12 protein-coding genes are annotated in these 14,537 nt (G+C 46.7%); 9 read left to right on the forward strand and 3 right to left on the reverse strand.

All coding sequences use genetic code 11. The features are described 5' to 3' along the window. The first annotated feature begins 455 nt into the window (after nt 1-455). The 3 genes from ATW55_RS09755 to ATW55_RS09765 all read left to right on the forward strand — a co-directional run bounded on the left by ATW55_RS09755 (nt 456) and on the right by ATW55_RS09765 (nt 3,511). Nucleotides 456-1,124 (forward strand): LysE family transporter, encoded by a 669-nt coding sequence (locus ATW55_RS09755; protein WP_067716522.1) that lies wholly within the window; start codon nt 456-458, stop codon nt 1,122-1,124. A gap of 663 nt (nt 1,125-1,787) precedes the next feature. After that, complete coding sequence (locus ATW55_RS09760; RefSeq protein WP_067716524.1) at nt 1,788-2,543, forward strand: carbon-nitrogen hydrolase family protein; 756 nt, start codon at nt 1,788-1,790, stop codon at nt 2,541-2,543. 227 nt (nt 2,544-2,770) lie between these two features. Next, entirely contained in the window at nt 2,771-3,511 is a 741-nt protein-coding gene (locus ATW55_RS09765; protein ID WP_067716527.1) for a class I SAM-dependent DNA methyltransferase, read from the forward strand. On the opposite strand, the gene ATW55_RS09770 is transcribed toward ATW55_RS09765, so the two are convergent. Then, the gene (locus ATW55_RS09770) at nt 3,489-4,421 is read right to left on the reverse strand and encodes a LysR family transcriptional regulator (RefSeq protein ID WP_082685729.1); all 933 of its coding nucleotides are present in this window, start codon (nt 4,419-4,421) and stop codon (nt 3,489-3,491) included. The two genes, ATW55_RS09765 and ATW55_RS09770, sit on opposite strands and share 23 nt — an antisense overlap. A 122-nt stretch (nt 4,422-4,543) precedes the next feature. On the opposite strand from ATW55_RS09770, the gene ATW55_RS09775 reads away from it, so the two are divergent. Next, nucleotides 4,544-5,446 carry a DMT family transporter gene (locus ATW55_RS09775; RefSeq protein ID WP_153005115.1) on the forward strand — a complete coding sequence of 301 codons (903 nt, stop codon included), beginning with the start codon at nt 4,544-4,546 and terminating at the stop codon, nt 5,444-5,446. A gap of 31 nt (nt 5,447-5,477) precedes the next feature. Here the strand turns inward: ATW55_RS09775 and ATW55_RS09780 are convergent, their stop codons facing one another. Next, nucleotides 5,478-6,137 carry a sulfite exporter TauE/SafE family protein gene (locus tag ATW55_RS09780; RefSeq protein WP_067716535.1) on the reverse strand — a complete coding sequence of 220 codons (660 nt, stop codon included), beginning with the start codon at nt 6,135-6,137 and terminating at the stop codon, nt 5,478-5,480. A gap of 409 nt (nt 6,138-6,546) precedes the next feature. On the opposite strand from ATW55_RS09780, the gene ATW55_RS09785 reads away from it, so the two are divergent. The 5 genes from ATW55_RS09785 (at nt 6,547) to ATW55_RS09805 (ending at nt 13,349) form a co-directional block, all read left to right on the forward strand. Beyond that, on the forward strand, nt 6,547-7,845 hold the full coding sequence (locus ATW55_RS09785; protein WP_067716539.1) for an Nramp family divalent metal transporter: 1,299 nt from the start codon (nt 6,547-6,549) through the stop codon (nt 7,843-7,845). Nucleotides 7,846-8,004: 159 nt separating this feature from the next. After that, entirely contained in the window at nt 8,005-9,309 is a 1,305-nt protein-coding gene (locus ATW55_RS09790) for an MFS transporter (RefSeq protein WP_067716543.1), read from the forward strand. A 129-nt stretch (nt 9,310-9,438) separates the two neighbouring features. After that, nucleotides 9,439-10,674 (forward strand): MFS transporter, encoded by a 1,236-nt coding sequence (locus ATW55_RS09795; RefSeq protein WP_067716546.1) that lies wholly within the window; start codon nt 9,439-9,441, stop codon nt 10,672-10,674. Between the two features lie 351 nt (nt 10,675-11,025). After that, nucleotides 11,026-12,177 (forward strand): class D sortase, encoded by a 1,152-nt coding sequence (locus ATW55_RS09800; protein ID WP_067716549.1) that lies wholly within the window; start codon nt 11,026-11,028, stop codon nt 12,175-12,177. A 5-nt stretch (nt 12,178-12,182) separates the two neighbouring features. Next, nucleotides 12,183-13,349, forward strand: a complete 1,167-nt coding sequence (locus tag ATW55_RS09805) for a hypothetical protein (RefSeq protein ID WP_067716554.1) — start codon at nt 12,183-12,185, stop codon at nt 13,347-13,349. Nucleotides 13,350-13,432: 83 nt separating this feature from the next. Here ATW55_RS09805 and ATW55_RS09810 read toward each other — a convergent pair whose 3' ends face one another. Then, a complete protein-coding gene (locus ATW55_RS09810) occupies nt 13,433-14,290 on the reverse strand; it encodes a GGDEF domain-containing protein (protein ID WP_160327221.1) in 858 nt (285 codons plus the stop codon). Between the last annotated feature and the right edge of the window lie 247 nt (nt 14,291-14,537).

A 14,537-nucleotide genomic window follows, 5' to 3' on the forward strand; every position in this document is an offset into this window, starting at 1 on the left:
GGCCGTACAACACTTTATTGCCAGTTTGCCCAGTACGATCAAGGCAAGAATAGCTGCTTAAGGGTGCGAAACTTGAGAAATTAAACAAACGGGCAATCCTGTAACGGCTTTTAAAACTGTGGTTACGAAGTGACCAACAGTTGAAAAAAGAAGCCAGTTTACATTCGAAATATCAAACCAGTCATAAAGAGATGCGCTTTCGCAGGCATCTTTTTATACATGGACAATCTTCTGATATGCCGGATCGTTTTATCTTTGTACAGAATGATCCCGTGCATCATAGCCTATAAAGGCCGGATCTGTGGCTTATTTAATTCTAACTTCTGCATCCCCTTCAGTCAGAGACTACATTCTCCCCCGAAGGTAGAGTAAATTTGTTGGAATCGTCAACATAGCTGAAGCAACTAGACGGTGGCCGCGTTTATCAACTATCATAACTCAGAGGGGGCGAATAAATGAGCGTTTTTTTGATCACGGCAAGCATACTCGGTTTTGTTTACAGTGCGGCTCCAGGTGCTGTAAATACCGAAGCACTGCGCAGGGGGTTGCAGAGAGGTTTTACTGCCTCCTTTTTGGTTCAAATTGGTGCTCTTTTAGGAGATTTGGTCTGGGCAATCATTGGTCTAACAGGGGTTGCGCTTGTATTTCACTTTTTGTCTGTCCGCATTGTTTTGGGCATCGCAGGAATCACATTTTTACTGCGAATGGCATGGTTATCCTTTTTAGACGCTCGAAAGCCACTCGACTTGACTTTGAATCACGATAAAAAGGAACAACGGGATTTCATTACAGGGGTCGTTTTTTCGTTAGCCAATCCCTTTGGCATCGCTTTCTGGGGTGGCATTGGCGGTGGTTTTGCGAGTCATATTGTAGGCATGCCGTTGATAGATAAACTGTTATTGTTATTTCTTGGTTTTTCGGTTGGCGCATTTGCTTGGTGCATTGGCATTTCCGCGTTGGTGGCATGGTCACGCAAATATGTCGGTGCAAAGTTGCTACGCGGCATTTTTACAATTTCGAGTTTAGCTATGGCCTATTTTGCGCTGGAAATGTTATGGACATTCATTCACAGTACAATTTATCCTCTATTTCCTCATCGTTTACGATTGAAATCAAGCCAATAGCGCAACAAAAGTCATCTTGATCATCCATTCAATGCGCCTTGAGTAAGGCGCATTTATCTATAGCATTATCGAACAGCGAACGGACAGATTCCGTCTGACATGCGGGTGGTGTGGTGTAAAGATATCGTTTAAGGAGTGATTAAAAACGAAATCCAAATTGATTTGGTTATCAATCATTGTATTCGTTTGTTCTATAATCGCGACATGTCATTTCGGTTCCAAATTATTTTGGTGGATTTATTATCCATCGCTTGGTAAGACCATGGGTGGACCTGAATACTCTATAGAGCAGGAACATCTATGGATATATGGTATATCGATTTCCATCCTTTTAGGTGTCGTGTCAATGAGTACCGTTATCAATCTTGGACGTAGAAATTTTAAACAATCAACTTCTTAAACAATTCGATGGTGTGAGCGCATTCAGCCCAACATTACGGAATACAGCCTCGTAGTTGATGCAAAAACCGCCAACGATCTTGGAAAAATTCTATTTGATGAGCGGGTGACGAACTTGAAAAAACGAATGACAAAATCAACCGCTATTGCATTATAAAACCACTATATGACACACAGAACTAGGACGACGCACCATCTTCCTAGCCAGCCTTGTTCACGGCTTGAATTTGTTCATAAACAAGATCAGATATTTGGGGGTGCTTCGTGAGGATCGCATTAGCTCAAACCAGATTTCCGCAATCAGCGACTGAGGGGTCTCGCATCGTCCGGGAATCCATAACAAAGGCAGCAAAGCAACAATGCGATATAATTTGTTTCCCGGAATCGATCATCCCTGGATTGCGGGGAGTTGGATATTCGGTCGAAGCCTACGATCACGATCGAATGACGGGTATACTCGACGAAGTTCGTCTTCATGCCAGGAATTCTGGGATCGCAGTCATTTTACCGATGGAGTGGCAAGATGACCTTGGACTTCATATCGTAGCTTTTATGATTTCTGAAAGCGGAGAAATACTTGGTTATCAAACGAAAAACCAATATGACCCAGATGAAGACAAATTCGGGTATGTGCCTGGAACTCATCGTAGGGTGTTTGAGATAAAGGGAGTAACACTCGGAATTGTCATCTGTCATGAGGGATGGCGGTATCCTGAGACGGTACGATGGGCAGCTCGTCAAGGAGCGCGTATCGTGTTCCACCCTCAATTTACTAACGAAGTAACGAACCCGGAATTTTATCAAAATGCCATGATTTGTAGAAGCGGAGAAAATAACATTTTTTTCGCAAGCGTCAACTACGCCCTTGCATCCCAAAATGTCACAACAACCATCATTTCTCCTTTCGGAGAACGACTGACAGTCGCTGCCCCACGGCAGGAACAATTATTGGTTTGGGATATCGATCCCAATCAAGCGAGCAGACGACTGGCTGACCGATATCATCCTGAACTGTTTTAAAGGAACACAGTGAAGCGTTTGGCGAATCGGGTATATATAGACCAAGAAGAAAAGCAACTGTTCCCAATTAGAGTCACAATCGTTGAAGAAAACGGTGTAATCGTCGGAAGAGATAAAAATCGCGTATTCTCAAATGGATAACACAGTTTACACAACAGCCTAGCCGTGCTTGCAATGTACTGATGCCATCTTGAGAATCAACATCAGACGAATGGTAAGGGCGTGAGATGACAACCATGGGGTATAGCGGTCCAGACTTTTACGATCAATCTTCCGTTTATGATACCTACATGCAACGCAGAAGTAAGTCGCAAAACCCGAATGACACAATTGAGAAACCCATTTTTATGGGACTCGTCGGGAGTGTACGAAATCGGGCAATACTCGATCTTGGTTGTGGGAACGCTGACTTCGGTCTTGAATCGATAAACCAAGGCGGTCGTCGCTATGTTGGGGTGGAAGGTTCCAAAAACATGGTGAAAGCGGGACACACCACGCTACAAGGCACACAGGGAGAAATCATTCACTCTTCGATCGAGGATTGGGATTATCCAGAAGAAACATTTGATCTCGTTGTCTCTCGATTGGCACTCCATTACATCAAGGATGTTGAGGCATGTTTTCAAAACGTATATAAAACACTCGTTCCAGGCGGACAATTCGTTTTTTCTGTTGAACATCCCGTGCTGACCGCTTGCACGCGAAGTGCAGAAATCTCCACGCGAAGAGCGGACTGGATCGTTGATCATTATTTTGAAACGGGTGAGCGTAATTTTCCTTGGTTGGGTAGTACCGTGATTAAATATCATCGTACCATTGAGGACTATTTTACTGCCGTTCAAAAAGCAGGATTGACCGTCACATCTCTTCGGGAGTCTCGACCATCACCGTCCAATCTGGATCAAGACGAATACATTTGCCGACTGAGAATTCCACTCTTTTTATTCATTTCGTCTCATAAGGCATAAGATCACCTTTGAACCATTGGGAACCATTCGTGGAGTAGACTTGATGATTTAACCACGATTTTGTACACGCAATGAATTTTTTAGCGGCAGGAGAGAGCGATTTTATAGAATGGACGGCAATCCCGAGCGTTCGCGAAGGCGTATCGTGAAAACTCACGGCACAAACTTCATTGCGAAGGTTAGACAAGAGCATTTCTGGGAGTATGCTGATGCCAAGCCCTTTCCGCACCATTTCAATTATTGCATAGTCATCCTCCAGTTCAAATTTGATTTTTGGTTTTACCTGATTTCGTTGGAAAATTCGCCTCACATCATTGTCACAGCCTGTCTTAGGCATAATAAAAGATTCATTCTCGATTTGCCGATACTCAATTCCATTCACATTGTGCAGTGGGTGATTGTCTGGTAAAATGCACAGCATTCGATCTTGATGCAATGGAATGATTTCAAGCGATTCTGATACAGGGAGACTTACGAATCCAAAATCGATTACGCCACTTGCAATCCAATACTCGATTTCACGATAGTTCCCTTCCTGCAGCCTGACCTCAATGCTAGGGTGTTCGGTGGAGAATTCCTCGATAATTCCCGGCAACCAAAGGGTCGATACGCTCGTAAACGTGCCGATTCGCACTGTGCCCACCTCAAATCCATTGATTTGCGCAATTTCCTGTTTCATCTGTTCATTCCACCGCAGCATCTCTTGCATATACTTTAGCATTCGTTCCCCGTTGCTTGTCAGACTGATTCCTGTGCGTCCTCGCGAAAGTAATGAAAACCCGCATTCGTTTTCAAGGCTGGAAATGGCGTGGCTAACCGCGGATTGTGTCAATCCGAGTGACTCTCCCGCGCGCGTCAGGCTGCCCAACTCAATCACTGCATTAAATATCTCAAATTTATTCAAGCTCAATTTATATCCCTCCAAAAACATGAATTTAATTCATATATGATATTATAAACATTCAATTTACGAATCCAAAACCATACGTATACTTAAGCATAATGAATCACCTGTATCAAGGAGATGAAAGAGTGTCCAATCGGTTAAAAGCTGACCTCGCCATGCTGATGGTCACGATGTTTTGGGGATCATCGTATTTGTTTATGAAACTGGGTCTCATGGACGTACATGCACTAAACCTGATTGCAATGCGGTTTGGCATTGCCTTCCTACTGTCTGGAACAATTTTTTATAAACGACTTTTAAAGGTCGATAAAAGAACGTTCTATCAAGGAATGATCTTAGGCGTCCTTTTGTTTTTCGTCTTTGTCGCGATCACGTACGGGGTGCAGTACACTTCAGTAACACATGCGGGATTTTTGGTTAGCTTGGCTGTTGTCTTTGTACCAATCCTGACTTCCACCATCACAAAACAAAAAGTTCAAATCCGAGTGATTGTCTCCGTTTGTACCGCAATCCTTGGCGTTGGATTGCTCACACTGAATGATAAATTTCGCATAAATCCCGGGGATATTCTGTGCATTTTGGGCGCGATCCTGTATGCAATCCATATCATCGTAACAAGTGTGTTCACAAGAACTGCGAACGCAATCACACTAGGCACAATCCAGCTCGGATTTACAGGTTTATTGGGGCTATTTTTTGGTATGTTTTTCGATAAATCTCAGCTTCCGGATACACCCAGCGCATGGGTCGCAGTTCTCGCATTGGGCATATTGTGCAGCGCGTTTGGTTTCATCGTTCAAACCGTTACACAAAAATACACGCCGCCCACTCACACAGGTCTCATTTTTTCCACGGAGCCCGTGTTCACAGTCATTTTTGCATATTTCTTTCAAGGCGAAACACTCTCTTTGCAAGGGATTGCCGGAGCCTCCATCGTATTGTTAAGCGTAATATTTGCCGAAATCGACCCTCAAAAACTATTCACAACGGTGTCTGTCTATAAACGAGGAGTAAACGTCAGAAGATAAGAAGCGGGGATAATTCCTGTGACAGAGAGAATCAAAGGATCGATTTTGCGAACAGCACTACCCCAAGCGTCATGACAAGGAAAAAGATGTAGCGTTGAAATTTGTCTGTGGGGATTTTTCGATGAAGTAGAGTACCCACCAGGATGGCTGCAGCCATGGATGGCAGAGAAAATAAATACAGAGTAAACACATTAAAATTCCACATCCGGCTTATTCCCTGTCCAATAACGATGAGTGTACCCGATATGAGAAAATAAGCTTGCATGGTGCTTCGAAAAATTTTCGGCTGCCATCCGCGTATTGAACCGTAAACCGCAACCGGAATGCCATTAAAATTATACGCACTGCCAAAAACACCCGAGACAAAACCAAATAATACGCCCCAAAACGGATGATGCAATCGATCCCGCGCGTCTGTGATAACATAAAATGGTCGAGTTAAAGAATAAATCGCATAAGCGAAAAGTGCCACACCGAGTGATCCTGTCATGACATTTGTCGGAACGTAAGTCACCATGATGAGCCCGACGGGAATTCCGGCGAGAGCGGCCAAAACCAATGGAACCAACGCTTTGCGATGGATATTCCGCCAACCCGTCGTTACAGCAAATATGGCTACCGTAAGTCCGACAAACCCCATTAAAGAAACAGAAGTATGCAAATGGAGTGGAAGCAGTGTCAGTAGCGGCATACTCACTACGCTTCGCCAAAGCCAAACGTAGTGCGCATCAAAGCTCCCAAAAAAATCACGAAAACGACTCCAAGAATCAGCGGTATCGACATATTTTCTCCCGTGTGAATGATCATTGCTTCTATTCTATTTCAAGATCTACGAGTTGGAAACAATTTCCCTCGCAAACCTACAAACATTCTTTGGACAGTGGGGCATTTTTTGCGTTCTGCTTTCATCTGGGGGATTTTAGGATGCCCATCACAGATGTGCAAACAAAAAAGTTTACGCAAGGGTTTACTTGCGTGTTGATTCGACATATAGTTTAAGCGACAGAAAAAGTTTCCCTAAGCTAATTTTATTGCCATACAGAAAATATATTTCCATCAGGAAAAACGGCGCATGCTGAGCACGAGGAGGCTTGTTGATCATGGGACTACCATCTGTCTCGGTACCAGTGAAAGAAGATCGCGCCACACTGGCATGCAGAAGTTCACTCACCGGAAAACGCAAAGGCATTCGCGCACTCCTGCCATTTATCGGCCCTGCCTTTATCGCCTCCATCGCATACATGGATCCTGGGAATTTTGCGACCAATATCCAGGGAGGGGCGGAATTCGGATACAAGCTTCTATGGGTTGTGGTCATGGCGAGTGCCATGGCCACCCTCATTCAGTACATGTCCGCAAAACTGGGTATTGCGACCGGTCGAAATTTGCCTGAGCTTTGCCGTCAATACTTCCCCAAGTGGCTATCGATCGGCCTCTGGATCATCTCGGAGTTCGCCGCAATGGCCACCGATTTGGCTGAGTTTCTAGGGGCGACTCTCGGCTTATACCTGCTGTTTCACATTCCACTCATCATCGGTACCTTTTTGACGGGCATCACGACCTACTTGATCCTGATGCTCGAACGGTTCGGCTTCAGGCCACTCGAACGATTTATCACAGCCCTGGTGCTGGTGATCGGGGCGGCGTACCTTGTTGAAACAATTCTTTCACGACCTTCCGCCAGTCAAATTCTTTTTCACAGCATCGTGCCATGGATGGGCAACAGCAATGCGCTGCTCTTGGCCGTTGGCGTGATCGGAGCAACAGTCATGCCACATGTGGTGTATCTCCATTCGGGTCTTACGCAAAATCGCGTAACACCAAATGATGATCTGGAAAAACATCTCATTAATCGTTTCAGCCGTATTGAAGTGCTGATGGCCCTGTCTCTGGCCGGGATCATCAACATGGCCATGATGTACATGGCAGCCTCTGTTTTTTTTAATACGGGGCATACGACCATTGCAAGCATTCCAACGGCGTATGAGACACTAAGACCACTTCTTGGTTCAGCGGCTGCCGGTGTTTTCCTGGTTTCTCTTTTGGCTTCTGGCTTCTCGAGTTCGGCCGTCGGTACCATGGCGGGGCAAGTCATCATGCAAGGATTTGTAGGATTTAAGATTCCGCTTTGGGTGCGACGCGTCGTAACCATGTTGCCTACTTTCATCATTGTGTTACTCGGCGTAAACCCCACCGAGACACTGGTGATCAGTCAAGTTTTGCTCAGTATCGCTCTGCCTGCCCCAATTCTGACCCTAATCTACTTCACGCGTAAAAAAGACATCATGGGCAGTCTTGTGAACAAACCCGCGACGACCTTCTTTTCAAGTGCGATTGCGATCATGATTCTTTTATTGAACATCGCCCTGATCTACTCCTCCTTGGGAGGATCCATCTAAAAGAAATCGCCAAGGGCAGGAAGTCTGAGGCTCCTGCCCGGAAAGAGATGCCCAACGCGTGCCAACTTTCTCCGCATGCAAGAGATGGTTGTGATTCGTCGTTGTAATCCCCATCACGGATAAATCTAAACAGAAAATCATCTGCATTTCACAATTTTCATGTATTATCTTGATAATGCCATTTTATTGGACGGTGAAATTTTGGAGAATTCCTATTGCACACCGTTATACAAAAATCGCGACTATTGGATCCTTTACTCTGGTCAGGTGATTTCTCAAATCGGAAATAGCTTTTTTGAAATTGCATTACCATGGTATATGTATACATTAACGGGCTCCAAGGGACTTCTTGGTTTAACAGGATTCATTGATTCATTACCTATGCTCGCCGCACTCTTCACCGGAGTTTTTGTAGAACGTTGGAACAAAAAATCAACCATGATGGCGTCTGACGGAGTGCGTAGTCTGGCCGCCATAGGAATATTTTTGGTAGCGATCTTATCACCACAGATTCGAAGTGGGACGCTTATGGGATTGTACACTTTGATGTTCATTTTAAGCTTCGCAGGTACATTTTTCAGTCCTGCAAATACCGCCTTATTGCCTTTGATTATCCGTGATGACCAACTAAAACAAGCGATGGGTTACTCCCAATCAGCAAGTGCCTTCTCACGATTGGTTGGAACGTTTGGTGGGGGTGGATTGCTCACGTTGTTCGGCGCACCAACGCTTTTTCTTCTGAACGCCGTTTCCTTTCTGATTTCCGTCTTTACACTGCGTTTTATTCGCATCCAAAGAACAGTTCAACCCGCATCAGAATGCAACGGTAAAGAACATCGATTCTTTGCAGAGTGGAAAGAGGGCGTTACCATCATATTCCGCAACAGAGAGATTTTGCGGAATCAAGTGTTTGCTCTCATAGCAAATTTTGTGCTTGGACCGTTGGAAATCGTGATGGTTGCTTGGGTGAAGGGGCCGATGAACGGAACTGCATACGACCTTGGGGTCATAAACGGATGCTTTGCCATTGGTGTGCTGATCAGTGGTTTTTTCATTCGCCTTCTTCCCAAACATATACATCCAAGATTTTATGTTTTCGGCGGTTCCACCATGATGGGATTATGCATCGTTCTTATGAGTCTAGAGCCCAGACTTTGGTATGCCGTGGGACTTGCCCTAGTTTCATCATTTGCCTTGGGAATCATGAATGCAACCGTTGGAGCCATGTTCATTGAGGCGATTCCCGTAAACTTAAGAGCACGTGTCGGTGGTGCATCAAATGCTCTCGATCGTCTTGCCGTTCCAGCAGGATTAGCTTTATTTGGTTTTCTAATTATTGTCATACCGCTTTCATGGATACTCATCATCATCGGAGTGTTCGTGATCCTAAGCGGGTTGCTCTTCATCCCTAATCTTGTAACAAAGACACCTGCAGAACTTGGATTATTGGACATGGACTCATAGCAGAATCAGATCAATGATCATGCGAGGCGTGCTCATTTGCGAGTTGGAACAAACTTGCTGAATAAGGATGACTTCAAGAAAGAATGACGATATGGGTATGATGAGCGACGTTTAGGAGTTGAGGGCAGTTTGTCTAATTTCCTCATTTTCAAAAATGATAATCTCATTAAATTGTTATTTGCGACTTTAATTAGCCAAATTGGAACACAAATTTCTTTTATTGCTCTGCCTCTGATTGCAGTCACTATTCTACACTCTTCCGCATTTCAGGTCAGTGTCCTGAACGCACTGGATTTTCTCCCCTTTGCATTATTTTCGCTACCTATCGGCGCGTGGGTTGACAAATGCAATCGCCGACCCATTGTCATGGTCAGTGATCTTTTTCGCGCAATGATTCTATTGTCTGTACCTGTTACCGTTCATTATGACATGCGTTCCATCTGGCTTCTCTATATCGTGGTATTTGCTGTGGCCAGTTTCACAGTGTCTTTTGATGTTGCATCTGAGGCGTTATTACCAACCATCATACAAAAAGACGAATTACAAAGCGGAAATGCCGCATTAGAACTCAGTCAATCTGCTGCAAAGATTGTCGGCCCAAGCATTGCTGGCGGTCTCATTTCGATACTTTCTGCGCCCTTTGCAGTAATTTTTGATTGCATAAGTTTCATTTGTTCCGCTGTTATTTTTTTGTCGCTTCAGGTAAAAGAAATAAGAACAAGATGGACTGAAAATGTCAACACATCCAAACCTAGCGTGTTATCCGAGATCAGAGAAGGTATGTACTTTGTACTTCATCATGAATTCTTAAAACACTTTGCAGTATTTTCTGGATTGTCCAATCTTGGTTGGTCTCTCATTGAAGGAATTTTAATGGTATATGCTGTACGAATCTTACATTTTGGCCCTGGAATGATCGGCATCATTTTTACAATCTCAAACATTGGACTGATTGCAGCAGCTTCACTTTCAATTTTCGTTCGAAAGTTGCTGCCACTGGGCACGACGGTGATTGTTTCTACCATGTTGCAAGGGGCAGGCATTGTATTCGTTTCGATAGCATCATGGTATGCTCCACTCATATCCCTGACCCTGGGGCTTCTTTTACGATCGTACGGCGTCGTGTCCTATGGAATAAACGCTGCACATATTCGACAGAACATTACACCTGACGCAATGAGAGGAAGAGTATCGGCAACAATGAGATTCATCAGTTGGAGTACTATTCCAATAGGATCGATGATGGGGGGATTGCTTGCTACGGAAATCGGTGTGCCTCAAGCAATGGAAATTGGTGCTGTCTTGTCTGTGTTCGCCGTCATTTGGATCACTGTATCCCCCATACGTTCAATCCATATCAAGTGATCACTAACCAAAGATCGATTACATTTATGGTACCACGTCGGCGTAGTATTCTGACGTTACTGTATCTTCAGAAGCCATTCACGCCTTCAGTGTGCATACGAAGAAGGAAAAACAGTAAACAGTGGCTGGATACGTGGTTGCTATTTTTCAAGAGATTTCCTTAGCGTCATGCGGTGTGCGCAACGTGCTCTTAAGCCCGTTCAAATGCTCAATAAAATCGACAGCTCGTCCACCGTCAGACTTTAATCACAACTCACGAACACCTGAACATATGGTAATTCGCATGCAAAAACCAAAAATTTTAACACGTTTTTTTGCAGGCCGATTTTGCACATTGAGGGAGGGATACGTTTGAACACACGCGCCATCATGCGCCTGGCAGGCGCGTCTCTCATCGTCATCGGTGCAGGGTGGCTCGCACAGATTCCACTCTGGTTCGCAAACGCGCGCGTTGCGGGACAGAGCCAACTCCGCCAAGAGGATCAGATATTGGCGCATCAAGCGAGTCCAGCCTCTCTTGCTCCGTCATCCATGGTGTACACTCCGCAGAACACATCGGCAGGGCTTCAGTTCATGCCGCTATCTGACGTGGTTGCGCCAAGAGAACCGACACCCGCGCCGGGAAAAGGCATCGGCCTGATCCAGATCCCTGCACTTTCACTGATTGCACCCATTGTACAAGGGACAGCGGATGTTGACTTAGAGCGTGCCGTCGGCCATCTGCCCGGTAGTGCCCTTCCCGGCCAAATTGGGCGCGGCATACTTGCCGCACACAACGCGACGTGGTTTCGCCACATTGATCGCCTGCGCACAGGAGATCTGCTCACTGTCACGACGACGTACGGTCAATTTGTCTATCGCATCATAGCCCACCACATCGTACGCACAGGCACGGCGCTTGCAAACTCCGCCACACCAGAAATTGTTCTCGAAACCTGTTACCCACTGGGCGCTCTTTATTTAACGCCTTATCGCTACTTGGTGGAAGCGCAGCTTGTCTCAGGAAAACTCTTTCACCAATCTCCGCCGATCGCGCGCAAAATTCCTGGAAACATCACTTGGCAGCCCGTCGTTCCCGCCGCATTGTGGCGTGAGGGGTTAACCCTTGCGACCAATCCGATCCCTATGGGAAGCCTCACATACTCTGGAAGTCCGTCGATCGTATGGTCAGAAAGCAACTCCCCTCTTGCCGCCGCCAATGCATTCGAGGAACTGTTTGCCGGATGGCTCCACGCATCCGCCCTCAAACAGCATGCGTGGCTGAGCGCGATGGGCACAAAAGCGCTGGGTATCAACCCATTTTGGGGTGCATCCCTTCACCGTGTCAGCTATGCAAGCAGTTTTCAAGTAAATCTAAGGGTAGCAGGCTCTCACCTGATCCAAGCGACGGCAAACGTGACCGCACTCGTCAACGGTCGACGCTATGATATCCGCATGAGTGCCATTCCCGCCTCAGGCGGCCACCTTAAACTTCAAACCATTGACACTCACTACGGGGGATGATTCGTATGAAGTTGAATAGGGCACAGTGCTTGGCTGGCATCACACTCACCGCGCTGATGACACTGTCCGTAACCGGAGTGGCTTTTGCCAAAGGGTCCGACCACGGTGGACATCACGAGGGTCAAGACGGAAGATCTCAGCAAGTGGATCATCAGAACGGAAAACAACACCAAGAAGACGGAAATAAACATGGAGATAGAGACAAAGGGAAAGGGGACGACCGTCGATCACTGCAACTCGATTGGTTCACAAAACCAGCCGGCGCCATCCTTGCAGACACACAGGATCGTGCAATAGGTGAGACACTGAGCGCCGCCGCACAAGGGTGTGACGCATCACTGTCTGTCCCGCGTGGTGCGTGGAGTCATCGCGGAACCATCGCACTCACCACTGTGGATTGGTCTTTACGATCGGTGCAACTTCCATCCGGCTTTCATGTCATCGGATCTTGCGGTGTTCGCTTGGCAGGAACTGTATCCGCAAAACCGCTGATCCTCCACCTGCAACACCTTCAGGCGAACGCTGGAGCCGCAGTCTATGCCATTGTCGGCCAAAACCTTGCCCGCCTCCCTGTCACGATTCGAAACGGTCAATGTGACATCACCCTGGCGCCCGGCGTCACATCCCTTGATGTACTCGTGTTGCAACCGTCAATCAATGCGAGTCGCGCGCCACACGAGCAGGTTCAATGGCGGAGCGTGACCAAAGTCGTGGGCGAAGAAGATGTGACGGTACAACTTCCTGCCACAATCCCTGGCGCTGTAACGATCACCTCATCTGCACAAACCGCCCTCGCGCTGCGCGAATTTATTCCAGCGGGCGAGGCGCTCGCCGGTAACTTTATCGTCCAATTGCCGCCCGCAGCCGTCAATCACGCTTTCTTGCGATTGACCGAGCGCGGTTACCCGCAGGGAAGCGCTGTGTATCAAGTCACTCCAAGCGGCTTGCGCTACGTGACACCTGTCGCGACTCATGGCGTGACTGCCCTGCCGCACACCGAAGAAAATCAACGCATGTCGTATGTCATCCTCAAGCCAACACATGTGGTGACAGCCGCCACCACACCAGTCACAGGACTTCCGATCCTCCCTGAAGCAGGTGCTGGCACTCTTTTCATCGGCGCTGGAATAGGGTTGCTGCTGGCAGGAAACAAAAAACGCAATACGCGTTGAGCGTGCGCGTGGCGCACGTTGACTCCTAGGAATTGAATTGGCCTGGGATCGATCTCCCAGGCCAACTTTGCATACCCACACCCTTACTCAGATATTTCCCAGGCGACGGATCTGGAATGCTTGACGTTTTTCGCGATGTACACCTGTTGATCAGCCATCCGCATCATATCATGTGGCAGTTTGTGCCCTTGCTTAAACTGGGTTACGCCCATACTCGCGTGAACAAAGAGCGGTTCAGAGACGCCATCGACATAGATCGGTTGCTGGATCAATCGATCGAGCGTTTCAAGGCGTTCAAGCAGATCTGAACGCTGTTCCAATCCGACGAGAATCACGACAAATTCATCCCCGCCAAGTCGTGAAACAAGGTCATTCTCTCCGAGCTCATCCACTAGTCGTTTGGCAACCTCCTGCAAAACGCGATCGCCCGTTTCGTGGCCAAAACGATCATTGACGGGCTTAAAGTCATCAAGATCGACATAGACGACAGCCCCTGACTTCGTGCCGTCATTCATATTTTCTAAAAAACGATCAAGTGCACGGCGATTGGAGATTCCCGTCAGTGGATCAAGCCATGCCCACTGGTTGAGCGTTTCGCGATTCTTCATTAAATGCAGCGCATTTTTGAGGCTCTCCATCACTTGCTCAAGTAAATTAATGAGCATCGGCGTAATACGCATACGCTCCGCAAAGACGAATTTCACGAAGGCCTGGGGCTCCTTTGCATCCGGAAAGAGGATCGGCCACGACATCAGGTTATAGCGCATTTTTCGCGCCTCAATGCTGTCATGCGGTTCACGAACCAGCGTATTGAGACAGGCAGACTGTGCAAGGACTCGTTTCAGTCCCTCCTCTTTTGCGGACCACGAGACAACCTTCATCTCACCTTGTTCATTGGGAATGACGACATAGGACGCAACACAGTCTGTTTTTTGAACCATAATTTCCACAAACTGAGAGTAAAGTGTTTCTTCCATGAGTTATGCAGTTGCTGTATAAATTTGGATCTCTATTTTTGTGTAAAGTTTATGAAATCACAATAAAACTATTGACATTTCTGGTACACCCCAAAAATCGACGAGAAGGCATCTAACGGCCTATCTCTTAGCGATGTGGGTGTGAACCATGGCTCGTTTATGTAAACCTGGATTCAAAGAACTCTCGTCTTTCAGTCGTGTGGGTGGCGCC

Source organism: Ferroacidibacillus organovorans, assembly GCF_001516615.1.
In the GTDB taxonomy this organism is placed as follows: Bacteria; Bacillota; Bacilli; order Alicyclobacillales; family SLC66; genus Ferroacidibacillus; species Ferroacidibacillus ferrooxidans_B.

Bases quoted from the DNA above. Each gene is read 5' to 3' on its own strand.
- ATW55_RS09755 (WP_067716522.1), top strand. From the start codon at position 456: ATGAGCGTTTTTTTGATCACGGCAAGCATACTCGGTTTTGTTTACAGT.
- ATW55_RS09765 (WP_067716527.1), top strand. From the start codon at position 2,771: ATGACAACCATGGGGTATAGCGGTCCAGACTTTTACGATCAATCTTCC.
- ATW55_RS09780 (WP_067716535.1), bottom strand. From the start codon at position 6,137: ATGCCGCTACTGACACTGCTTCCACTCCATTTGCATACTTCTGTTTCT.
- ATW55_RS09785 (WP_067716539.1), top strand. From the start codon at position 6,547: ATGGGACTACCATCTGTCTCGGTACCAGTGAAAGAAGATCGCGCCACA.
- ATW55_RS09790 (WP_067716543.1), top strand. From the start codon at position 8,005: ATGTATTATCTTGATAATGCCATTTTATTGGACGGTGAAATTTTGGAG.
- ATW55_RS09805 (WP_067716554.1), top strand. From the start codon at position 12,183: ATGAAGTTGAATAGGGCACAGTGCTTGGCTGGCATCACACTCACCGCG.
- ATW55_RS09810 (WP_160327221.1), bottom strand. From the start codon at position 14,290: ATGGTTCAAAAAACAGACTGTGTTGCGTCCTATGTCGTCATTCCCAAT.